18 protein-coding genes are annotated in these 21,847 nt (G+C 76.5%); 11 read left to right on the top strand and 7 right to left on the bottom strand.

Going from position 1 to position 21,847, the window contains the following annotated elements:
* Positions 1-6: 6 nt before the first annotated feature.
* From ND486_RS16735 to ND486_RS16715, 5 genes are all read right to left on the bottom strand, one after another.
* The gene (locus ND486_RS16735) at positions 7-1,743 is read right to left on the bottom strand and encodes a hypothetical protein (protein ID WP_062396031.1); all 1,737 of its coding nucleotides are present in this window, start codon (positions 1,741-1,743) and stop codon (positions 7-9) included.
* Between the two features lie 285 nt (positions 1,744-2,028).
* Positions 2,029-3,834 (bottom strand): BCCT family transporter, encoded by a 1,806-nt coding sequence (locus tag ND486_RS16730; RefSeq protein ID WP_251785064.1) that lies wholly within the window; start codon positions 3,832-3,834, stop codon positions 2,029-2,031.
* Positions 3,835-3,968: 134 nt separating this feature from the next.
* Positions 3,969-5,318: a serine hydrolase domain-containing protein gene (locus ND486_RS16725; protein ID WP_251785063.1), complete on the bottom strand. Its 1,350-nt coding sequence runs from the start codon at positions 5,316-5,318 to the stop codon at positions 3,969-3,971.
* 26 nt (positions 5,319-5,344) lie between these two features.
* On the bottom strand, positions 5,345-6,166 hold the full coding sequence (locus tag ND486_RS16720; protein WP_251785062.1) for a DNA/RNA non-specific endonuclease: 822 nt from the start codon (positions 6,164-6,166) through the stop codon (positions 5,345-5,347).
* The gene (locus tag ND486_RS16715) at positions 6,163-6,705 is read right to left on the bottom strand and encodes an Lrp/AsnC family transcriptional regulator (RefSeq protein WP_251785061.1); all 543 of its coding nucleotides are present in this window, start codon (positions 6,703-6,705) and stop codon (positions 6,163-6,165) included. Before ND486_RS16715 ends, ND486_RS16720 begins: the two co-directional genes overlap by 4 nt.
* A gap of 173 nt (positions 6,706-6,878) precedes the next feature.
* On the opposite strand from ND486_RS16715, the gene ND486_RS16710 reads away from it, so the two are divergent.
* The 6 genes from ND486_RS16710 to ND486_RS16685 all read left to right on the top strand — a co-directional run bounded on the left by ND486_RS16710 (position 6,879) and on the right by ND486_RS16685 (position 14,007).
* A complete protein-coding gene (locus ND486_RS16710; RefSeq protein WP_251785060.1) occupies positions 6,879-9,179 on the top strand; it encodes a pyruvate dehydrogenase in 2,301 nt (766 codons plus the stop codon).
* Between the two features lie 68 nt (positions 9,180-9,247).
* On the top strand, positions 9,248-10,036 hold the full coding sequence (locus ND486_RS16705; RefSeq protein ID WP_251785059.1) for a sugar phosphate isomerase/epimerase: 789 nt from the start codon (positions 9,248-9,250) through the stop codon (positions 10,034-10,036).
* Complete coding sequence (locus ND486_RS16700; protein WP_251785058.1) at positions 10,033-11,106, top strand: ABC transporter substrate-binding protein; 1,074 nt, start codon at positions 10,033-10,035, stop codon at positions 11,104-11,106. The genes ND486_RS16705 and ND486_RS16700 overlap by 4 nt, the downstream gene beginning before the upstream one ends.
* Positions 11,103-12,152: an iron chelate uptake ABC transporter family permease subunit gene (locus tag ND486_RS16695; protein WP_251785057.1), complete on the top strand. Its 1,050-nt coding sequence runs from the start codon at positions 11,103-11,105 to the stop codon at positions 12,150-12,152. The genes ND486_RS16700 and ND486_RS16695 overlap by 4 nt, the downstream gene beginning before the upstream one ends.
* Positions 12,149-13,213: an iron ABC transporter permease gene (locus tag ND486_RS16690; protein ID WP_251785056.1), complete on the top strand. Its 1,065-nt coding sequence runs from the start codon at positions 12,149-12,151 to the stop codon at positions 13,211-13,213. The genes ND486_RS16695 and ND486_RS16690 overlap by 4 nt, the downstream gene beginning before the upstream one ends.
* A complete protein-coding gene (locus tag ND486_RS16685) occupies positions 13,210-14,007 on the top strand; it encodes an ABC transporter ATP-binding protein (RefSeq protein ID WP_251785055.1) in 798 nt (265 codons plus the stop codon). Before ND486_RS16690 ends, ND486_RS16685 begins: the two co-directional genes overlap by 4 nt.
* A 208-nt stretch (positions 14,008-14,215) precedes the next feature.
* On the opposite strand, the gene ND486_RS16680 is transcribed toward ND486_RS16685, so the two are convergent.
* Positions 14,216-15,457 (bottom strand): MFS transporter, encoded by a 1,242-nt coding sequence (locus ND486_RS16680; protein WP_251785054.1) that lies wholly within the window; start codon positions 15,455-15,457, stop codon positions 14,216-14,218.
* Positions 15,458-15,616: 159 nt separating this feature from the next.
* On the opposite strand from ND486_RS16680, the gene amiA reads away from it, so the two are divergent.
* The 5 genes from amiA (at position 15,617) to ND486_RS16655 (ending at position 20,768) form a co-directional block, all read left to right on the top strand.
* Positions 15,617-15,736: a streptamidine family RiPP gene (gene amiA, locus ND486_RS16675; protein ID WP_020625778.1), complete on the top strand. Its 120-nt coding sequence runs from the start codon at positions 15,617-15,619 to the stop codon at positions 15,734-15,736.
* A gap of 100 nt (positions 15,737-15,836) precedes the next feature.
* Positions 15,837-16,673: a hypothetical protein gene (locus ND486_RS16670; protein ID WP_251785053.1), complete on the top strand. Its 837-nt coding sequence runs from the start codon at positions 15,837-15,839 to the stop codon at positions 16,671-16,673.
* The gene (locus tag ND486_RS16665) at positions 16,670-18,325 is read left to right on the top strand and encodes a CocE/NonD family hydrolase (RefSeq protein ID WP_251785052.1); all 1,656 of its coding nucleotides are present in this window, start codon (positions 16,670-16,672) and stop codon (positions 18,323-18,325) included. Before ND486_RS16670 ends, ND486_RS16665 begins: the two co-directional genes overlap by 4 nt.
* Positions 18,322-19,683, top strand: a complete 1,362-nt coding sequence (locus ND486_RS16660) for a YcaO-like family protein (protein ID WP_251785051.1) — start codon at positions 18,322-18,324, stop codon at positions 19,681-19,683. Before ND486_RS16665 ends, ND486_RS16660 begins: the two co-directional genes overlap by 4 nt.
* Positions 19,684-19,685: 2 nt before the next feature.
* Positions 19,686-20,768, top strand: a complete 1,083-nt coding sequence (locus ND486_RS16655) for a hypothetical protein (RefSeq protein WP_251785050.1) — start codon at positions 19,686-19,688, stop codon at positions 20,766-20,768.
* Between the two features lie 19 nt (positions 20,769-20,787).
* Here ND486_RS16655 and ND486_RS16650 read toward each other — a convergent pair whose 3' ends face one another.
* Positions 20,788-21,762: a proteasome assembly chaperone family protein gene (locus ND486_RS16650; protein ID WP_062396020.1), complete on the bottom strand. Its 975-nt coding sequence runs from the start codon at positions 21,760-21,762 to the stop codon at positions 20,788-20,790.
* Between the last annotated feature and the right edge of the window lie 85 nt (positions 21,763-21,847).

Genomic DNA, 21,847 nt, shown 5'->3' with positions numbered 1-21,847 from the left:
TCCGGGTCAGCCGGCCGGCTCGAGGTTGTGCCGGACCGCGGTGCGCGGCAGCGGCGCCGTGGTCTCGGCGGCCGCCGCGCGGGGCGCCGGGGTGGGGCCGACGTGGCGGTGCGGCGCCGGCACCACCACGGGCTCGGCGACGTGCAACCGGTGGCGGGCGGCGACCGCCCGCCCGGCCGGGCCGGTCGCGGTCAGCGCGTGCAGCGCGAGGGCCCGGTGCGCCGGGACCTCGCAGCGGCGCAGGAAGCGGTCCAGCTCGCGCACGGCGTCCCCGGGGTGGCGGGCGAGCGCCCACGCGGCGAGCTCGGCCTCGGCGACGTCGGCCCGCACCCCGCTCATCCGCACGCACACGTACTCGACGTCCTCGTCGGCTAGCTCTCCCGGCGCGGGCAGGTGCATGCCCTGCTCGGTCAGGTACTCGTGCACCGCCCACAGCCCCATCGGGGTCAGCGCGACGACCGTGGGGTCCGGGTCGTCGCGGTGCGCGACCCGGGACAGCTCGTCGAGCTCGTCGGCATCGAGGGTCTCGGTCAGCTCGATCGCGCCGAGCAGCTCGCAGGCGTCCAGCAGGGCCGTGACGTCGCGGCGCCACAGCCGCTGCTCGACGTCGCCGGCGAGGTCGTCGACCACGCAGCCGGCCTCGTCGTTGACGGCGTCGCGGACCTGGCGGTGGAAGTGCTCGAGCGGGACCTGCCCGCCGCCGGTGGCGTAGAGGCCGACCCACAGCATCGGGAACGCCTGTGACATCGACATCCCGAACAGCGACGGTGCGCCGAACACGTCGGTCCCGCCCAGGCTGTCGCCGAGGCGTCCGACCGACTCGAACACCCGGCGCCACAGCTCGATCGGCCGGTTCAGCAGCGGGCCCGCGCTCTTGACCGGCAGCAGCCGGCCGCGCACCACGCGGACCAGGCGCGCCGAGCGGGCCCAGCGCAGCAGCAGCGACACCTCGGGCAGGTCGTCGCTGGTACGGGCGGTCTCGCGGTAGATGTGGTCGAGCTGCAGGTGCGCGGCGAGGTCGAGCGCGTCGGTGCGGTCGAGGCGGCCGTCGGAGGTGAGCCGGCGACCCGCCCGCACCCACAGGGTCAGCTTGCGGAGCAGCTCGAGGGCCTCGGAGCGCTCCGCGGCGTCGACGAGCGCCGCGGCGCCGGGCATCGGTACCGGCGGCAGCTCGGGGTTCCACTCGGTGCGGGTCGGACGCTGCGCCTCGCGCCGCATGATCTCGGCGAGCGCGTGCCGGTCGACGTCGGTCTGCCCGGCGCCGGCCCGGTCGAGGAACCGCTGCACGGCGGCCGGGTCCGCGGGGTCGACGCCGTGGCGGTGCAGCTGCACGCCCCAGAACTTGCCGAGGTCGTAGTTGCGCTCGTCGGCGAGGCCGTCGTGCAGGGCGGGGGTGGAGTCGAGGACCTGTCGGTGCAGCGCGTCCGCCGGGTGCGACTGCGGGTCGAACCAGTCGTGCTCGTCGACGAAGTCGATGAGTGCGTGGAAGGCGGGGGCGACGTCGTCGGGCTCGAGCACGGTCACCTTGCGCGGGAACCACATGCCCAGCGCGTCGGCGATGTGCGAGCGCGTCCAGCGGCCCAGCCTGCGGTCGCGCGCGTACTTGTAGTCCAGCACGGCGGCGACGAGCGCGGTGTCCACCTCGACGCGACGGCGGCGGGCCCAGAGGGAGAACTGCTCCAGCAGGCGGCTGCGGGCCTCGGCGTACCCCTGGTCGTCCCCCGGGGTGAAGACGAGACGCATCCGGCCCACTGTGTCAGGTCCCTCCCATCCGCTCCGGCTGCGGCGCAGCACTTTCCGATGATCGTCGGTGCGCGCGGGGGCCGCGCACCGGGTGGTCGCAGGAGGTCCAACGAGCGCGGTCGGCCCGGGTCACTCCCGACCGCTCACCGTCGGTGGGCGGTCGGTCACGGGCCGTCCGATCGTCCGGCCGTCCCCGCGACCGTGAGCCCTCGACCCTGCCACGGACGACGACGGCCGGACACCCCGGGAGGGTGTCCGGCCGCCGTCGTGTGCGACGAGAGGTGGTCAGTCGCCGCCGACCGGGCTGTCGCGCCGTTCGGCGGTCGCCCGCGTCGACTCGTCGCCGGTCCGCCCCTCCGGCCCGTCGGACCCGGCCGCGACGGAACCGTGGCCGTTGCCGGAGCTGCCGTTGCCGTCGGCGGGTGCGTTCGGGTCGGTCGAGTCGAACGCACCGACCTTGACGTAGAAGTTCTCGCCGTGGTTGTCGGTGGCCCAGTCGACGGCCTGCTCCAGCACCTGCGCGCCCTTCTCGTCCCGCAGCACGACCTTGTCGCGGCGCAGGTCCTTGAACAGCGCGAAGCACAGCAGCACCATGATCACGACGAACGGCGCCGCGACCAGGATGGTCAGGTTCTGGATGCCGTCCAGGGCGTTCTCGCCGCCGGTGACGAGCATCAGCACGGCGACCGCGCCCATGACCGAGCCCCAGAAGACCACGACCCACTTGCTGGGCTCGATGGTGCCGCGCTGGGACAGCGTGCCCATGACGATCGACGCGGCGTCGGCGCCGGACACGAAGAAGATCGCGACCAGGAGCATGACCAGCAGGCCGGTGAAGGTCGCCCACGGGTAGGCGGCCAGCATCTGGAACAGCTGGACGTTGGAGTCGTCGGAGAACTGCGCACCCTGCTGGGCCTGGGTGATGGCGGTGCCGCCGAAGATGCAGAACCAGACCAGCGAGACCAGGCTCGGCGCGAGGATGACGCCGCCGACGAACTCACGGATGGTGCGCCCGCGCGAGATCCGCGCCAGGAACATGCCGACGAACGGCGTCCACGAGATCCACCACGCCCAGTAGAAGATCGTCCAGCCGGAGAGCCACTCGAGCATCGGCTCGCCGCCGACGGCCTCGGTGCGCCCGACCATCTCGAAGAACTGGGAGAAGTACGCGCCGATCGACGTCGGGATCAGGTCCAGGATGATCACCGTCGGGCCGACGACGAACACGAAGAACGCCAGCACCGCCGCCAGCACCATGTTGGTGTTGGACAGCCACTGGATGCCCTTCTCGACGCCGGAGACGGCGGAGAGGATGAACGCGGCGGTCAGCACGATGATGATCGCGGCGAGCACCCAGGGGCTCACCTGGCCGTCCACCCAGCCGACGGTCTGCATGCCGCCGCCGATCTGGAACGCGCCCAGACCCAGCGAGGCCGCGGAGCCGAACAGCGTCGCGAAGATCGCGAGGATGTCGATGCCCCGGCCGATGGAGCCCTCGGCGGCCTTGCGCCCGATCAGCGGGATGAAGGCCTGGCTGATCAGCTGCCGGCGGCCCTTGCGGAAGGTGGAGTAGGCGATGGCGAGGCCGACGACGGCGTAGATCGCCCACGGGTGCAGCGTCCAGTGGAACAGCGAGGTCGCCATCGAGGTCTGCAGCGCGTCGATGGTGCCGGGCTCGGCGGCGCCGGGCGGCGGCGACTGGAAGAAGGTCAGCGGCTCGTTCACGCCGAAGAACATCAGCCCGATGCCCATCCCGGCGGAGAACATCATCGCGATCCAGGAGACCGTGCGGAACTCGGGCTCCTCGTCGTCGGCGCCGAGCTTGATGCGCCCGAAGCGGCTGAAGGCCAGGAACAGCGCGAAGGCCACGAAGGCGGTCGCGGCGAGGATGAAGCCCCAGCCGCCGCCGCGCATCAGCCCGCCGAGCATCGCCTCGGCGGTGGCGCCGAGGGTGTCGGCGCTGAGCAGCCCCCACAGCACGAACAGCAGCGCGAGCGCGGCGCCGACGCCGAACACGATCCAGTCGGTGCGGGGCCGGTCGTCCCCGGTCGTGTCCGGACGGCCGTCCGGTGGTGATTGGGCCTGTGTCATACGTGGTCACGCCCGTGTGCCGGGCGCATCCCCCCTCCGCTCTCGTTCGTGCAGAAATGGTGCACAAGTCGTTTGTGTGCCGAAAGTGTAGGTACTGGGCCGTCCCGTGTCGCTGTGCAGGCCGAACCGTGATGTCAGGAGGTGGTCCAGCCCTCGTCGGAGACGCCGCCGGGGACCGGTGCGGCCGGGTCGTAGGGGGTGCGGGTGAAGACGAACGTGGCCAGCCACAGGTGGTCGCGGGCGATCCGCAGGGTCTCCCCGGCGAAGTAGCCGTCCAGGCCGACCCAGGTGCCGTCCGGGCCGGGCCGGAACCGCGACGCGCGTCCGGGACGTCCGAGGCCGCCGAGGTGCAGCAGCCCGCCGCCGACCGAGCGCAGCGCGTAGGGGGAGGGACCCCAGAACCACGGTCCGAGCAGCTCGGGGTCGACCGGGCAGGGCTGCGGGGTCCACGGCGCGACGATGCGGGGCTCGGCGACGCGCAGGTCGTTCAGCAGCCCGGCGGCCAGCCCGCTGTCCATCCCGGAGGTGGTGTTGCCCATCGCCAGGGCGCCGGCGCCCTCCTCGCGGTCCACCCAGAGCCCGGCGAGGAATCCGGGCATGGATCCGCCGTGCCCGACCAGCGTCGTCGTGCCGCCGCCCTCGGGCCGCTCGAGCCGCAGGACCTGCACGCCCAGGCCGTAGCCTGCCCAGACCGGCGACGTCGGGTCGACGCCCGCGGGCAGCGTCATCTCCTCGACCGTCGCCGGGGAGAGCACGTCGCCGGTGTCGCCGAGCAGCAGGGCGCCGAGCCGGGCCAGGTCCGCCGCGGTGCACCACAGCTGCCCGGCGGCGGCCATCACCCCGGCGTCGTGCTCGGGCTCGGCCAGCACGAGGTCGGCCCACGGGTGCACCGCCCGTCCCGCCGCGGCGGGCTGCTGCGGTCGGGTGGAGGTACGGGTCATGCCCAGCGGGAGCAGCACCTCGTCGCGGGCGACGTCGGCCCAGGCGCGGCCGCGGAGGCGGGCGACGACCTCACCGAGCAGCCCGAACCCGAGGTTGGAGTAGTGGAAGCGGCGCGCGGCGGGCAGCACCCGGTCGGCGTCGCCGAGGCCCAGCTCCTCGAGGGTGCCGCCGGGGGTGCGCTCCCACCACCGGCCGGGGCTCTCCGAGCCGGCCCCGGCCAGGTGGGACAGCAGCTGGCCCAGGGTGCGGTCGCCGAGCGGGGTGCCGGGGAGGTGCCGGTCCAGCGGGTCGTCGAGGTCGAGCAGTCCCTCGTCGCGCAGCCGCAGGACGGTGACCGCGCAGACGGTCTTGGAGATGGAGCCGATCCGGTACTGGACGTCGTCCTCGGCGGCCCCGTCCGGCAGCGCTCCGCGCCCGGCGTGCCAGACGAGGGCGCCGTCGCGGACCACCCCGGCGACGAGGGAGGGGACGCGGCCGTCGCGCTGGGCGCGGGCGACGCGGGCGAGCAGGGTGCGCTGGGTGCTGGGGAGCAGCTCGGTCACGGGGCGACCCTAGATCCCCGGCGTGCTCACAGTCCGCGGATGTCGGCGAACGAGCGCAGCCGCACGGCCCGCTCCGACAGCGCGGCGGGCACCGGCTCGGGTACCGGCATCCGGTCCGCCGCGGTCAGCGGGCCCAGGTCGAGCCCGGTCAGCTCGCCGATCCGGGCCACCGGCACCTGGAAGGTGCGGTACGGGCCCAGCGGCGGCGGGTCCCCCGGCGCCGGCTCGGCGAGGTCGCCGAGCAGGGGCGTCTGGTCCAGCAGGTACGCGGTGGTGCCGAGCGCGCCGCCGACGACGAAGGCGCCGATCTTCCAGAACAGCCGCGGGATGCGCACGCCGCGGTACTCCGGGTCGTCGTCGGCCAGCACCGGGCCGGTGAACACCACGAGCCGCCGGTCGTTGTCGCCCGCGTTGTCGAGCAGGTAGTCCTCCAGCCCGCCCCAGGTCTGCTTGTCCTGGTTGAACGCGGCGGCCTGCGGGGCGGCGTTGGTGTAGTGGAACGTGTCGGACTCCGCCGTCGCAGCCTCGGCGGCCCCGCCCCACACCGGGTCCTGGCGGCGGACCAGGTGGCCGCGGTCGAGGTCGTTGTCGGCGTAGAGCTCGGCGCCGGCCTGCTGCCCGGCGGGCAGCCGGTCGTCGAGGCGCCAGTCGTCGGAACGTTCGAGCTGCCGCAGGGTCGCCCCGTCGATCGCGACGGCGGTGGCCGCGGCCAGGCGCCGGTCGGGCCGGTGCAGCGTGGCGAAGTGGGTGTAGGGGAGCAGCAGGGTGTCGGTCCCGGGCAGCGTCGGCATCGGCGTCGCGACGCCGAGGAAGTCCGGGTCGAAACCGGGGGCGGCGGGGGCGCTCATCGGCGTGACGGTAGCGGTGCCGGGTGAACGACGGGTGCGCCTGCGCCGCCGTCGGTCAGGCGGTGCAGCAGCGGGGCGGTGCGGAACCCGACCAGCGAGCGCATGACCAGCGACGTCGACGTGCGCTCCACCCCGTCGATCGCGAGGAGGTGGCCGGCGATCCGGTAGAGGTCGTCGGCGTCGCGGGCGACCAGGTGCACCAGCAGGTCCTCCGGTCCGGAGACGCCGTGCACCTCCAGCACCTCCGGTACCCGGTCCAGTGCGTCGGCGACGGTGGCGAGCTCGCGCTGCACCACCCGCACCGTCACGAACGCGGTCAGCGGATAGCCGAGCGCCGCCGGGTCGACCCGGCGCTCGAAGGTGTCCAGTGCGCCGAGCCGGTCCAGCTTGGCCAGCCGGGCCTGCACGGTGTTGCGGGACAGGCCGACCTGTTCGGCGAGGGCGAGCACCGTCGCGCGCGGGTCCTGCGCCAGGGCCAGCAGCAGCCGGGCGTCGTGGCCGTCGAGCGCGGCCCGCCCGTCGCCGGTCGTTCCCGTCACGTGGTGCCCCCTCCTCGTGTCCGCGGGTGCGCATTATGCCGCCCCGGCGGGCGTCCCGCCCGGCCCGGCGCGTGCACTCTGCTCAGTCATGCGGGCTGTGGTTGTGCACTCGTCGATGTGATGGTGGGCTGGCTGGGCAGGCTGCATGAGCGACGAGGCTGGAGTGGTGGGCGATGGGCACGCAGACGGTGACGACGGACACGCTCGTCGAGATCGAGAAGCGGGTGCTGTGGCTGTCCACCGCGATCGTCGACGCGGCCAACCGGCGCGGCGACCCCAGCGGGCTGAAGGTGGGCGGGCACCAGGCGTCGTCGGCGTCGATGACGACGATCATGACCTCGTTGTGGTTCGAGCACCTGCGGGCCGGGGACCGGGTCTCGGTCAAGCCGCACGCCTCGCCGGTGCTGCACGCGATCAACTACCTGCTCGGCGAGCTCGACGAGCGCTACCTGAGCACGCTGCGCGCCTTCGGCGGGCTGCAGTCCTACCCGTCGCGGTCCAAGGACCCCGACCCGGTCGACTACTCGACCGGCTCGGTGGGGATCGGCGCGACCGCCCCGATCTGGGGTGCGCTGGCCCGCCGCTACGTCGACACCCACTTCGGCGGCGCCGGACAGGGCAGGCAGTACTCCCTGGTCGGCGACGCCGAGCTCGACGAGGGCGCCGTCTGGGAGGCCATCCTCGACCCGATGGTCGGTGAGCTGGGCGAGGTCGTGTGGATCGTCGACCTGAACCGGCAGTCCCTGGACCGGGTCGTCCCCGCGATCGGCGCGCCGCGGATCGAGGGCATGTTCTCCGCGGCCGGCTGGCAGGTCCTCACCGTCAAGTACGGCAGGCTGCTGCACGAGCTGTTCGACCGCCCCGGCGGCGACGCGCTGCGCGCCCGGATCGACACCATGCAGAACGCGGAGTACCAGCGGCTGCTGCGCTGCGACGCCGACGAGGTCCGCACCCGGCTCCCCGACGGGCACGCCGGCCTGGAGGAGCTCGTCGCCGGCCTCGACGACGACACCCTGCTCGCCGCGGTGCGCAACCTCGGCGGGCACGACACCGCCGCGCTGCGCGACGCGTTCTCCGCGATCGACGACACCCGGCCCACGGTGGTCCTCGCCTACACGGTCAAGGGCCACGGCCTCGCGACCGCGGGCCACCCGCAGAACCACGGCTCGATCCTGAGCGCCGACCAGGTCCGCGAGCTGGCCGACGCCGTCGGCGCCGACCCCGACGACCCCTGGCGGCGCTTCGACCCGGAGTCCCCGGCGGGCGAGGTGGTGGCCGCCGCGGCGCAGCGGCTGCACCGCGACCCGGTCGACGAGCAGCCGGTCCCGCCGCTGCCGACCGACATCGGACGCACCCCGACCGGGCGGGCCACCACCCAGGCCGCGCTCGGCCGGGCGCTGCTCGACCTCACCCGGGAGGCCCCCGAGGCGGCCGGCCGGGTGGTCACGCTCTGTCCGGACGTGTCGTCGTCGACGAACCTGGGCGGCTGGGTGAACAAGGTCGGCGTCTGGTCCACCGCGGAGCGCAAGGACTGGTTCGACGACGATCCCGAGACGATCCTGCACTGGCGCGAGCGGCCCACCGGCCAGCACCTGGAGCTGGGCATCGCCGAGGGGAACCTCGTCGGGGCGCTCGGGGAGCTGGGGGCGACCTGGTCGCGCTGGGGCCGTCCGGTGCTGCCGATCGGGGTGCTCTACGACCCGTTCGTCGAGCGCGCGCTGGAGCCGTGGTCGTTCGGCATCTACGCGGGTGGACAGTCGATCCTCGTCGGCACGCCCTCCGGGGTGTCGCTGGCCCCCGAGGGCGGTGCCCACCAGTCGGTGACGACACCGTCCGTCGGGCTGGAGCAGCCCGGCTGCGTCACCTACGAGCCGGCGTTCGCCATCGACACCGAGTGGACGCTGCTCGCCTCGCTGGCCCGGCTCGGCCGCCCGGACGGCACGAGTGCCTACCTGCGCCTGTCGACCCGGCCGGTGGACCAGACCCTCGCGGCGGTCCCGGCCGACCCGGCCGCGCGCGAGCGGCGCCGGCGCCAGGTGGTCGCCGGGGCCTACCCGCTCCGCCGCGCCGCGGGTACACCGGCGCTGACCATCGCGGTCGCCGGTGCGCCGACGACCGAGGCACTCGCCGCGGCGGACCGGCTCGCCGAGCTCGGCCACGACGTCGACGTCGTCGTGGTGACCAGCCCGGGGCTGCTGTTCGACGCCCTGCAGGCCCGCGCCGGACGCCCCGCCCGGCCGCAGACCGAGCCGTGGATCCTGGAGTCGGCGTTCCCCGCGCGCCGGGCCGCACCGCTGGTCACCCTGCTCGACGGGCACCCGCACACCCTCGCGTTCCTCGCCGGGGTCAACCGGGTCCCCGCGACGCACCTGGGCGTGCACCGCTTCGGTCAGTCCGGCGACCTCGCCTCGGTCTACGCCCACCACGGGCTCGACGCGGACACGGTCGTGGCGGCCGGACTCGACCTGCTCTAGGCGGAACCGGACATCGGGTGACGTACGTCGCTGGATCGCGCAATCGATAATGACTACGGTTACCGACCATGCTGCTTCTGGGGTTGGCCTCGGTCACCTTCCGTGAGAGGTCCGTTCCGGACGTCGTGCGCCTGGCGGTCGACGCCGGGTCCGAGGTCGTCGAGTGGGCCGGGGACCGGCACGTCCGCCCCGGGGACCGGTCGGCGGCGTCGGCGGCCCGCGGTGCCTGCGCGGGCGCAGGGCTGCGGATCGGCACCTACGGCAGCTACCACAAGGCCGGTGCGTCCGACCCCGGCGAGTTCGACGCCGTCGTCGCGACGGCGGCCGAGCTCGGCGCCCCGCGGGTACGGGTCTGGGCCGGGACGGCGGCCTCGGCCGACGTGTCGCCCGCCGGGCGCGCCGCCACCGTGGACGCGCTGCGGCGCTGCGCCGACGCCGTCGCCGAGCGGGGGATGGGGCTGCTCGTCGAGCACCACGTCGAGTCCCTCACCGACGGCCTCGACACCGCGCTGAGGCTGCGCGCCGAGGTCGGCCACCCCGCCCTGGTCACCCACTGGCAGCCGCGCGAGCTGCCCGACACCGACGTCTGCCTGGCCGAGGTCCGCGCGCTGCGCCCGGCCACCGTGCACGCGTTCTCCTGGGGCGCCGACGGATACACCGAGCGGCTGCCGCTCGGCGACCGCGCCGACCTGTGGGCCCCGGTGCTCGCCGAGCTCACCGCGCAGTCCCGCGACGACGGCACCGACACCGAGGTGCTGCTGGAGTTCGTCCCCGGCGACACCGCCGCCTCGCTGCGCCGCGACGCCGCCGCGCTGCGCGACCTGCGGGCCGGGCGCGACCTGGCCGGTGCGCGATGAGCGCCCGTCGCCTGCCCGCCGATGCCGTCGCCGGCTCCGCCGCCGCCGCCGCTCGCACCGTCGCCGCCGCCCGGTCCCGTGCCCCCCGGATCGCCGCCCTGCTGCCGGTCGCGCTGGTCGCCCTGCTGCTCGCCGGGTGCGGTGGGACGGCCGCGCCCGCGCCGGAGGCGGCCGCCGAGCGGCCCGCCGTCAGCCGGGACGTCGCACCGCTGGAGCCGGCACTCTCGGTCACCGACCCGCGCGGCACCGCCGTCACCGTGCCGGCCCCGCCGACGCGCATCGTCTGCCTGACCGGCCTGTGCGACGACATGGTCGTCGAGCTGGGGCTCACCCCGGCCGGCACCTCCACCCCGGCCCTGCTGAAGAACCCCGTCCTGCTCGGCGAGCGCGCCGCGCAGGTCCCGACCGTCGCCGGCAGCTTCGGCAGCGAGGACGTCGAGTCCATCGCCGCGCTGCGCCCCGACCTGGTGATCGGGCTCGGCGGAGTGCACGAGCCGCTGCGTGCGGCGATCGAGCGGTTCGCCCCGCTGTGGCTGGTGCAGCCGACGACCTGGGAGGAGTCGGTCGGCTACCTGCGGGACCTGGGGTCGCTCACCGGACGCACCGCCGAGGCCACCGCGGGCGAGCGGCGCTTCCGCACGACGCTGGCCGACGGCGTCGAGCGGGCGCGCGCCACCGGCCAGGCCGACCGGAAGGTCCTGCTGATGTACGGCAGCGCCGACACGATCGGCGTCGACACCACCGACACGGTCAACGGGAACCTGCTCGCGACGCTCTACGACTACCCGTTCGTCCCGCGCGGCGCCGACGTCGAGACCGCGAGCACCTACAGCGTCGAGGAGATCCTCGCGCAGGCCCCGGACGTGGTGTTCGCGTTCTCGCTGCTGTTCTCCTCCGCCGACCGCACCCTGACCGACCAGCTCGCCGCGAACCCGGTGTGGGCCCAGGTCCCCGCGGTGCAGCAGGGGAACGTGCACGAGATGGACCCGCGGCTGTGGGGCAGCGGGCGCGGCACGCGCAGCCTGGGCGCGATCGTCACCCAGTCGCTCGCGGTGGTCCCCGGCCGGTGAGACGGGCCCTGCTGCTGCTCGCCGTCGCGGCCGGGGCGGTGCTGCTCGCCGCGCTGGTCCTCGGGACCGGCACCCCGGCCGTCGCGCCGCACCGGCTGCCCGCCGTGCTGGGCGCGGCGGGCGGGATCGAGCACGTCGTCGTCACCGAGCTGCGGGTACCGCGGCTGCTGCTCGGTGTACTCACCGGCGCCGCGCTCGGGCTGGCCGGGTTGCTGCTGCAGGACGGTCTGCGCAACCCGCTCGCCGTCCCCGAGCTGCTCGGGGTGTCCTCCGGTGCGGCGGCCGCGGTGGCGGTCACGGTCGTCACCGGGGCCGCGGTCCCGTTCGCGCCGCTGCTGCCCGCCGTGGTCGGCGCGGTGACCGGGGGAGCGCTCACCCTGCTCGCCGTCCGCGGCGCCGTCGGCCCGGCCGCGGTCCTGCTGATCGGAGCCGGGGTGGGTGCGGCGCTGCAGGCGCTGCTGCTCGCGGCGGTCGCCATGACCGGCTCCTCGGAGCAGGGCGTGCTGGTGCGCTATCTGCTGGGCTCGCTGACCGGCACGACGTGGGCGACGGTGACGCCGGTGCTGCCCGCGCTGGCGGTCGCGTTCGTCGCGGGGGTCGCGGTGCTGCCGCTGCTGGGACCGCTGCGTCTCGGCGACGACGCCGCCTCCGCGCTGGGCCTGCGCACCGGGGCGGCCCGGGCGGCGGTGCTGGGCGTGGCCTGCCTGCTCGTCGCGGCCGTCGTCGGCCCGGCGGGGCCGGTCGCCTGGGTCGGGTTCCTCGCCCCGCAGCTGGTGCGGGTGCTGCTCCCCGCGGCCCGGCCGCTTCCCCGCGCCGCGGCCTGCGCCGGGGCGGGTGCGGCCGTGGTCGTCGTCGCGGACCTGCTGGCCCGCACCGTGCTCTACCCGGTGGAGCTGCCGGTCGGCGGCTTCACCGCGGGGGTCGCGATCGTCGCGGGCGGGCTGCTGCTGGTGTGGCGACGCCCGCGGGCCGCCCGCACGGCCGGTCCCGCCCGCACGGCCGTTCCCGTCCGCACCGACGGTCCCGCCGCGGCGGTGGACCGGTGAACCGCCCGGTGGGCCGGGGCGCGCCGCTCGCGGCCCGGTTCGGGCTGCTCGGACTGTGCGTGGCGGTCGCCGCCCTGGCCGGGCTCCTGGTCGGCACCGCCGTCGGGCCCGGCACCGCGCTCGCGGCGCTGGCCGGGGTCGCGGACCCGTTGTCCACCGACCTCGTCCGGGAGCTGCGGGCACCGCGGGTCCTGGTCGGGCTCGCGGCCGGTGCCTGCCTCGGCGTCGCCGGGACGGTGCTGCAGGCGGTGCTGCGCAACCCGCTCGCCTCCCCGGAGGTGACCGGCGTCGGCTCCGGCGCGGTGCTCGGCGCGGTGCTGGGGACCGTGCTCGGCGGACCGGTCGGCACCCCGCTCGGCGTGCTCGGCGTGGCCCTGCTCGGTGGGACGCTCGGCGGCGGGGTGCTGTGGCTGCTCGCCGGTCGGGCCGCGGGGCCGGGCACCGCGGACCCGCTGCGGCTGGCCGTCGTCGGGGTGCTGGTGTCGGCGGTGCTCGGCGGGACGACGTTGCTGCTGCTCACCGCCCGCCCGCAGCTGGCCGGGTCGATGGTCCGGTGGCTGGTCGGCTCGCTCAACGGGCGTGGCTGGGAGCACTGGGACGCGCTCTGGCCCGTCGCGCTGACCGCGGTGGTCCTCGCGGTGCTGCTCGGCCCGGTGCTCGCCGTACTCGGCGTCGACGACGACCACGCCCGCGGCGTCGGCCTCGCCGTGTCCGGGTGGCGCTCGGCCGCGGTGCTGCTGGCCGTGCTCGCCACCGGCGGGGCGGTCGCGGCGGTCGGGGCGCTCGCGTTCGTCGGGCTGCTCGCCCCGCACCTGGCCCGTGCGGTGCTCGGGCTGCGGGGCGCGGCCGACCCGCGGCTGCTCGTGCCCGCGTCGGCGGCGGCCGGGGCGGGCACGGTCGTCGCGGCCGACGTCGTCGCCCAGGTGCTGACGGCGCTCGCCCCGGCCGGGGACCGGCCGATCGGGGTGCCCGCGGGAGCGGTGACGGCGGTCGCCGGCGCGGTGGTGCTCATCGGGATCGTCCGCCGACGGTCCCGTACGACGGTGGGAGGTGCGCTGTGACGGTGCTCAGGGCCGAGGGGGTGACGGTGCGCTTCGACGGGCGCACCGTGCTCGACGGCGTCGACCTGGCGGTCGACCGCGGGCAGTGGCTGTCGCTGGTGGGACGCAACGGCTGCGGGAAGACCACGCTGCTGCGGGTGCTCGCCGGGCTGCACCGGCCCGACGCGGGCGCGGTGCACCTGACCGACCGGCCGCTGGCAGGGACCCCGCGCCGGGAGGTCGCGAAGCGGGTCGCGGTGCTGCCCCAGGCCCTGCCGCCACTGGGCGGGGTGACCGTGCGGGCGCTCGTCGCACAGGGCCGCTACGCCGTCCGCGGGCCGCTGGGCATGCTCGGCGGCGGCGCCGACGCGGCGGTCTCCGACGCGCTGGCGGCCACCGGCACGCAGGCATGGGCCGACACCCCGGTCGAGCTGCTGTCGGGCGGGGAACGCCAGCGGGTGCGGATCGCGCTCGCCCTGGCCCAGGACGCCCCGGTGCTCCTGCTCGACGAGCCCACCACCTACCTCGACGTCCGCCACCAGCTGGAGGTGCTCGACCTGGTCCGGGAGCTGCAGGAGCAGCGCGGCCTGACCGTCGTCGCGGTGCTGCACGACCTCGCCCAGGCCGCGCGGTGCGCGGACCGGATCGTCGCGCTGCGCGACGGGCGGGTGCACGCCGACGGCGCACCCGGCGACGTCGTCGACGACCGGCTGCTGGCCGAGGTGTTCGGCGTGCGCGGGGTCGTCTCGACCCACGAGGGGCGGCTGACCTGCAGCTACCTCGACGCCGACCCGGTCCGCAGCGTCAGCGCCTGAGCCCGGCGTCGGCGCCCTGGTCCGGAGTCGGCGCGCCGACCCCGGCAGCTGCGTCCGACCCCGGCCGCGGCGCCCGCGTCGCCGGGCGTCGCGTTGTCGTGGTTCCGGCCACCGTGTCGTCACCGCCGGCGGCCGGCCGACGATCGAGATGCACGTTCCGGCCCTCTCCGGGGCGGAAACGTGCATCTCGCGGGACCCGCGACGGGCCCTACCCGCGGGCGGCCCGGCGCAGCGGCGGGGTGAGCCACGCCAGCGCGACCCCGGCGGCCAGCACCGCGGCCCCGGCCGCCAGACCGCCGCGCGGGCCCGCCGGTGTCGTCGCCACGACGCCGGCCAGGGCCGCCCCGGCGGGGGTGCCGAGGCCCCAGGACAGCATCCGTGCGGTCGTCGAGACCCGGGCGCGGGCGTGCTCGGGCGTGACCTGCAGCCGGTAGGTGACGGCGTTGAGCACGACCGTCGAGTACGCCGCCCCGAACGCCGTCGCGGTGAGGAGTGCGGGGACCCAGTGCGTCGCCGACACCACCGCGACCGCGCAGGCCAGCGACACCGGCAGCCCGGCCAGCGCGAGCCGCGCCCCGCCCCAGCGCTCCGACAGCCGCGGGACCAGCCGGGCCGCGGCCAGCCCGCCCACACCCCAGCAGGCGAACAGGAGGCCGAGCCGGGCGTCGCCGTCGGCGCGGATGCCGAGCACCCGGTCCGCCCACGGCACGGTCATCGCGAGCCAGGCACCGCCCGCGACGGCCTGGGTGGTGCCGACCAGCGTCAGCGTGCGGACCACCGGATGGCCCATGAGCAGTGCCAGGCCTTCGCGCACGTCGGCGAGGATCCGGGTCGGCGCGCGGGTGCCGGGCCCGGGGGACAGGCTCCCGGCGACCGACCGGATCAGCAGTGCCGACGCGACCGCGGTGAGCGCGGTGACCGACAGCAGCCCGGCCGGGGCCAGGGTCGCGACGGCCAGCCCGGCGAGCGGCGGCACGACGAGCTCGACGACGGTCGTCGCGCCGTAGAGGGTGGAGAACGCCGCGGTGATCCGGTCGGGCCCGACCAGCGTGGGCAGGGCGCCGAAGTTCGCGGCGTCGAAGAAGACGAAACCGGTCTGCACCGCGACCGCCGTGCCGAGCACCTGCCACGGGGTGAGTACCCCGGCCCACCAGGCGAGCGGGATCCCCGCGAGCACCGCGCCGCACGCCAGGTCGACGCCGACCATGAGCCGCCTGCGGTCGACCCGATCGGCCAGCGCTCCCGCGACCAGCCCGAACAGCAGGTAGGGGAGTGCCTCCGCGGTCGCGATCGCCGCCGTCCACGCGGGCGAGCCGGTCAGCCGGTAGACGAGCACGGGCAGGGCGACCGCGGCGACCAGGGAGCCGGCGACCGAGACGACCCGGGCGGCGAGGTAGCGGCGCAGGTCGGCGCGTTCCTGCTCGGGGGCGGTCGGGGCCGTCTCGCTCACGGGGTCCTTCCGTCGGGGATGCGGGAACCATAGTGTGAAACGACAGTCATCACCAATAGTGGGTAACGAGACGTTGACCACTGTTGAAAATCGATGTCGTTTGTGATCACGATGGAGTGGTCCGGAACCGGACGATGTCACCCACTGGAGGAGAAAACGATGAAGGACATCTTCACCGAGCTCGAGGCCGAGCGCGCCCTGCCGCACAACTCCGCGAGCCACTCCAACGCCCTCGTCGAGAACCCGTTCGCGACCGAGCAGGCCGCCGAGCAGGAGTGACACCCGCCGCGGGCCCGGCACCGGTGACGGTGCCGGGCCCGCGGTCTGCCGTGACCGACCGACGGACCAGGGAGTGCCAGTGGAACGACTGCGACCGGGCGTGAGCGTGTTCGAGGTCCCCGGGCGGGGCTCGGCGCTGCGGGAGGCCTCCGGCCGGTTGCGTGGGGTCGAGCTGCCCCGCGGCACGGTCGAGGCGCTGACCCGCTGGTTCGACGGCGCCGACCCCACACCTCCGCCGGGACTCGACCCGGAGCGCGGCGCGTTCGCCGCGGCCGGGTACCTCGACGACACCCGCCCGGCCCGGACGGCCACCGTGACCGTCGCCGGTGACGGCGCGCTGGCCGACGCCGTCGCCACCGCGCTCGCCGGGCCCACCGTGCGGGTGCTGCGCGGGACGGTCGGAGAGCTCGCGGCCGTCCCGGCCCGCCCGGACCCCACGCGCCCGGCGACCGGCGTCGACGCCACGGGGAGCGCGGATGCGTCCACGACGCCGACCGCGGTCTGCGTCGTCGCCGACGGGCCGGCACCCGCCTCCTGGACCGCGCTGGACCGGCTGCCCGACCGCGGGACGGCCGTGTTCCGGCTCGCCGTCGAGGGCCGGCACGGGATCCTGGAACCTCCCGCCGTACACCCCGGCGACGCCGGGCACGCCGACGTCCGCGCCCGCCGTCTCGCCGCGGCCGGATCCGGGCACCCGCATCTGCTCGCGTACTGGGAGGCCGCCCCGGCCGCCCCGACCGGGCCCGGCGACCACGCCCTGCTGGCCGCGCTGCTCGCCGCCGACGTGCGCGCCTGGGCCGCCGGCCACGACGTCCCGGCGGTCGGTGACCTCGTCCCGTCCGCCCTGCCGGCCCGGCGCCGCCTGCGGGTGGTCGACCTCGACACCGCCGCCATCGCCGACCACCCACTCCTGCCGGTCCCCGACAGCGCGCCGTGACCGACCCCGCCCGGCCCGGCCCGGCAGTCCAGGGCACCGACGACCTCGACCTGACCGCGCCCGACGGGGTGCGGCTCGCCGCCACCCTCGTCCGCCCCGCCGCAGCGACCTGGCCCGCGGTGCTCATCCGCACCCCCTACGGCCGCGGGCGGCTGCTGCCCGAGGCCCGCGGCTGGGCCGCGCACGGGTTCGGCTGCCTCGTCGTCGACGTCCGGGGGCGCGGCGGCTCGACGGGGGAGTTCCGGCCCTACGCCCACGAGACCGGCGACGGCGTCGCCGCGCTCGCCGCGCTGCGCGCGACCCCCGGGTGCGACGGCCGGGTCGTGCTGGCCGGCGCCAGCTACGGGGCGCACTGCGCGGTCGCCGGTGCCCTCGCCGACCCCGGCGTGTGCGGGGTGCTCGCCGCGGTACCGGCACTCGGGCCCGGCGAGACCGCCCGCGAACCCGGCGGCGCCGCCCGGCTGGCCTGCCGGATCGGCTGGTGGTCCGAGCACGGTGCGGGCGCGCGTCCCGCCGCCCCGTCGGCGGCCGCGACCCTGCCGGTCTCCGGTGCCCTGACACCCGCCCCGGACGGGTGGGCCGACCTGTGGGACGCACCCGAGGAGACCCCGTGGCTGTGGTCGGGGATCGCGCGGGCCGCGATGCCGCTGCTCGCCGTCGGGGGCACCGCGGACCCGTTCGCCGCCCGGACCCAGGAGCTCGCCCGGCGCTGGGGCGGGCCGTCGCGGCTCGTCCTGGGGCCGTGGGGGCACGAGCTCGACGCCCCCGCACCCGGCGCGGTCCTGGCCGGACGACGGATCGGCGCGGTCTACGCCGCCTGGGCCCGCGCCGCGGTGCAGGGCCGGCCGCGGGGGCGCGGGGCACTCGTCGCGGTGGGGGAGACGGGGCGCTGGGTGCGGGCCGGGGACGGGCCGGTACTCACGGTCGCCGCGGCGCCGCCGGACGGGTTCCCCGCCGGCTTCGTCGCCGACCCCGAGCGGCCCGTCCGGTCCCGCCCGCCCGGCGCACCCACGCCGGCTCTCGCGCCGACCGACGGCGCCGCTCCCGCCGCTACGCCCCCTGCGGCGATCCCTGCCACCAGCACCGGGACGACCGCCGCAACCACCAGCGCGACCACCGCCGCAACCACCAGCGCGACCACCGCCGCAACCACCAGCGCGACCACCGCCGCAACCACCAGCGCGACCACCGCCGCAACCACCGAGTCGGCCGCCGCGGGCCGTCCTGCCGACCGGGTCGTCGCCCACACTCCGCCCCTGCCGGCCGGGGTGCTCGCCGGGCCCCTGGTCGTCACCGTCACCGGCGACACCGACGCCCCCGACGCCGACTGGGTCGTCCGGGTCGGGCTCCGCGGCCACGACCTCGTCACCGCGGTCCACCGCCGGCGCGGACCGGCGTCGCCGGAGGTCGTCGTCACCACCCCGCCGGTCGGTGCCGCGCTCGCCGAGGGCGACCGGCTGCGCATCGAGATCGCCGGGCACCACTGGCCCGCACACGCCCGCAACCCGCACACCGGACGGGACCCGGCGCACGCGACCGAGCTGCGCGCCGACCGCCGCACCGTCCACGCGCTGCGCCTGGACCTGCCGCACGTCCGACCCGGCCGCGACGAGGTCGCCGCGGCCGCCATCCCCGAGGAGGTCACCCTGTGACGGCACCGACCGTTCCCGTACTGCCGGTGGAGGTGCTGGTCGACCCGCTGGGCGGGATCGTCCGCCGGCTGGTCGACGTCGCCCCCGTGCCGGGGCTGCCCGCCGCCTACACCGCCGTCACCGCGGAGGTGTCCGACGCGCGCCGGCTCGGCGCCTGGCCCGCGGACCGGGTCAGCCTCGGCACCACCTTCGGCGACCGCGACGGCGCCCGCACCGCCGCACTCGGCGAGGCGGTCGAGCGCTACTGCGGCAACCGCGTCCCGCGCGACCTGCCGCTGACCACGGCCGCGGAGCTGCGCGCCGCGGGACACCGGTGCTGGGGACCCGAGGAGCTGCCGCTGCTCGCGCACTGGCAGGACGGCCGTCCCTACCAGCGCTTCACCGAGGACCTGCCGATCCGCTGGATCGCCGGCGTCGAGGCCGACGAGGAGCCGACCTGGCTGCCCGCCTCCTGGGCGCTGCTCAACCACCACAGCGGGGCCCGTCGCGACGAGCCCCGCTTCCACCACCTCAACTACGCCGGCATCGCCACCGGCGACGGCGCCGTCGACGCCCACCGGCGCGGCCTGCTCGAGCTCGTCGAACGCGACGCGCTGGAACGCTGGTGGCACCTCGGGCTGCCCTCGCACGGCATCGACCGGGCGTCGGTCCCCGGCCTCGACGCCGCGCTGGCCGGGGCCGCGTTCGACGTCCATCTCGTCGAGCTGCCCACCGAGTACCCGGCGGCCGTGGTCGGTGCCGTCGTCGTCGACCCGGAGACCGGGATCGTCGCCGGGGGTGGCGCCGCCCGTTTCGACGCCGCCGAGGCCGCCACCAAGGCGGTGCTGGAGGCCGTCCACACCTGGGTGTTCACCCGCGGACTGCTCGACCCCGACGGCTGGGTGTACGCCTCGATCGACGCCGGTGTCCTCGCCCGCGGCCTCTACCTCGACCACCGCACCGACCGCCGTTACCGCGACGACGCCGGCGGGCGCTACGCCGCCGTGCGCGACCTCGGCGCCCAGGTGCAGGTGTGGCTCGACCCGCGCGTGCAGGAGGAGCATCTGCCCCGGTTCACCGCGCCCGCGACCCGCGGCCCGCTGCGCACCGGGCCGGCCGGGGACCTCGCGTCGCTGACCGCCGCGCTGCTCGCCGACGGGCACCGCATCGCCCGCGTGGACCTCACCACGCCCGACGTCGCCGAGACCCCCTGGCGGGTGGTCCGCACCTGCGCCACCGGGCTCGTCCCCAACGCGCCCGCCGCGTTCCGGTACTGGGGGCTGCCCCGCTGGCGCGACACCGCCCGCGCCCACGGGCTCGACCTCGACCCGGCCGCCGGTCCCGACGGGCTCGTGCACTGCCCGCCGCCGTTCCTGTGACGGTGCCGCCCCCGGGCCGGGCCGCACCGCCCCCGGGCCGGGCCGCACCGGGGCCCGGACCGGAGGGGCAGCGGCACCGGACCGGCGGCGCCGAGGAGGCCCGGACCGCCGCGGCGTTCCGGCTCGCCTGGTCCGGCGCCGACCCGGGCCCCACCGACCACACCGCCCGCCCCGCCGAGGCGACCACGGCGGCCCGGCCGGTGCCCCTGCCCCGCGACGGCACGGGGACCGGTGCACTGCTGGCGCTGTCGCTGGCCGCCGACCCGGACCGGGTGGTCGGCGGGGTGCGGCTGCGCCGGGTGCCGTCGGCGGGCGGCCGCTACCCGGTCGACGCCCGCGTCCACGACCCGACCACGGGCGGCCGCGACGGCGGTCGCGTCTACGACCCGCTCGCCCACGCCCTCGACGGCGGGCCCGCCGACCCGGGTCCCGACGACCACGCGGACCTCGTCCTCCACCTCGCACCGGAGCGGACCACGTGGCGCTACGGCCCCCGCTCGCTGCCGGTGCTGCTGCTCGACCTCGGCCACGCGGCCGCCGCCGTCCTCGCCGCCGCGGCGACGCTGCGCCGACCCCGCACGGCCCACCTCGTCCCCGACGGCGACCGCTCCCGTGTCGTGCTCACGACCGGACCTGGCCCCGACGGCGCCGTCCCGCTCGGTGCGAGCGCGGACCCGCACCCGGCGGCCGTGCTCCGCGCACGCCGCTCGGCACCGTTCGCGAGCCTCCGTCCGCTGGTCGCGGACCCCGGGCTCGACCGGGTCGCCCGGACCCGGCTCGGCGCGGGACAGCAGGCGGCCCTGCTCGACGCGGGCCACCCGCTCGCGGCCGCGCTGACCCGGCGGGCCTGCGGCCTGCCCGACCTCACCGGCGTCGGCGGGCTGCTCGTCGTCACCGGGGACGTCGACCCCGGCCCGGACACCGTCGCCCAGCACGTCCGGGCCGGCCTCGCCGTCCACGACGCCTGGCTGACCGCCACCGCGGCCGGGCTCACGGCCCGGCCGGTCGGCTGCTGGGTCGAGGCGGTGCTGCACGGACCCGGCGGCCGGGGCCGGGTGCACCACGCCCTCGCGCTCGGCGCCTGACCCGCCGGGGGAGGACCGGTCAGGTCGCGGGCGGCAGCGGGGGAGCGGGCGGCTCGTGCGGCGGCTCGTCGCCGGACTTCCCGCCCGGCTTGTCGTCGCCACCGCCGGCGAGGAAACGCTCGAACTCCGCGGCCAGCTCGTCGCCGCTGGGCAGCTCGCCGCCCTCCAGGCCGTCCCGCAGGTCACCGGACTCCCGGGCCGCGACGACCTGGTCGTACTGCTCCTCCAGCGCCGAGACGACCTGGCCGACCTCCTCCGACGCCGCCATCTGCTCGGCGATCTCGGACTCGGCCTGTTCGGCGGCACGGGTCAGCGTCTCGGTCGGCAGGTAGAGCCCCGCCGACAGCCCCGCGTGGTCCAGCAGCACCCGCGCGGCCTGCGGGTACGCCGAGCGCGACAGGTAGTGCGGCACGTGCACGGCGTAGCCCACGACGTCCTGCCCGGCCTGCCCGAGGCGGTACTCCAGCAACGCCGCGGCACTGCCCGGGACGTCCGCGGTCGCGAACCACGGGGTGTGACCCTCCACCAGCTCCGGGCGGGTGCCGTGCGCGGTCACCCCGATCGGACGCGTGTGCGGCACGGCCATCGGGATGCCCTGCAACGTGATCACCAGCCGGATCCCGAGCTGCTCGACCAGCAGCCCGACCGCGGCGACGAACCGCTCCCACTGCATGTCCGGCTCCGGACCGGCGAGCAGCAGGTACTGCGTGTCCCCGGTGTCGGTCAGCGCGACGACGTCGAGCTCCGGCGGGTCGTAGTCGGCCCAGCGGTCGGTCTCGAACCGCAGCGGCGGGCGTCGCGACCGATAGTCCACGAGCTGGTCGACGTCGAACCGGGCCACCCGGACCGCCTCGCGTTCGTCGGTCAGCGCGCCGACCGCGAGCGCACCCGCGTTGCCGGCGTCGACGAAACCGTCCAGCACAACGATCAGGACCGGCTCGTCGAGCGCCGGCGCGGCCGGATCGACCTGGTACAGCTGAGCGGGATCGAGCACCGGCGTCCTCCGAGTCGTGGCGTGCACCGCGACCCTATCCGGAGCCCGCTACGGCCTGCCCGGTCGCGGTGTGACCACCGACCCC

The sequence above is a fragment of the Pseudonocardia sp. DR1-2 genome (genome assembly GCF_023717215.1).
Classification (GTDB): Bacteria; Actinomycetota; Actinomycetes; order Mycobacteriales; family Pseudonocardiaceae; genus Pseudonocardia; species Pseudonocardia alni.
The sequence above is the reverse complement of the archived record's forward strand: the minus strand, read 5'-3'. Positions and strand labels throughout refer to the sequence as shown.

Excerpts from the sequence above, each read along its gene's own strand:
- ND486_RS16735 (WP_062396031.1), bottom strand. The coding sequence starts at position 1,743 with ATGCGTCTCGTCTTCACCCCGGGGGACGACCAGGGGTACGCCGAGGCC.
- ND486_RS16730 (WP_251785064.1), bottom strand. The coding sequence starts at position 3,834 with ATGACACAGGCCCAATCACCACCGGACGGCCGTCCGGACACGACCGGG.
- ND486_RS16720 (WP_251785062.1), bottom strand. The coding sequence starts at position 6,166 with ATGAGCGCCCCCGCCGCCCCCGGTTTCGACCCGGACTTCCTCGGCGTC.
- ND486_RS16710 (WP_251785060.1), top strand. The coding sequence starts at position 6,879 with ATGGGCACGCAGACGGTGACGACGGACACGCTCGTCGAGATCGAGAAG.
- ND486_RS16705 (WP_251785059.1), top strand. The coding sequence starts at position 9,248 with ATGCTGCTTCTGGGGTTGGCCTCGGTCACCTTCCGTGAGAGGTCCGTT.
- ND486_RS16700 (WP_251785058.1), top strand. The coding sequence starts at position 10,033 with ATGAGCGCCCGTCGCCTGCCCGCCGATGCCGTCGCCGGCTCCGCCGCC.
- amiA (WP_020625778.1), top strand. The coding sequence starts at position 15,617 with ATGAAGGACATCTTCACCGAGCTCGAGGCCGAGCGCGCCCTGCCGCAC.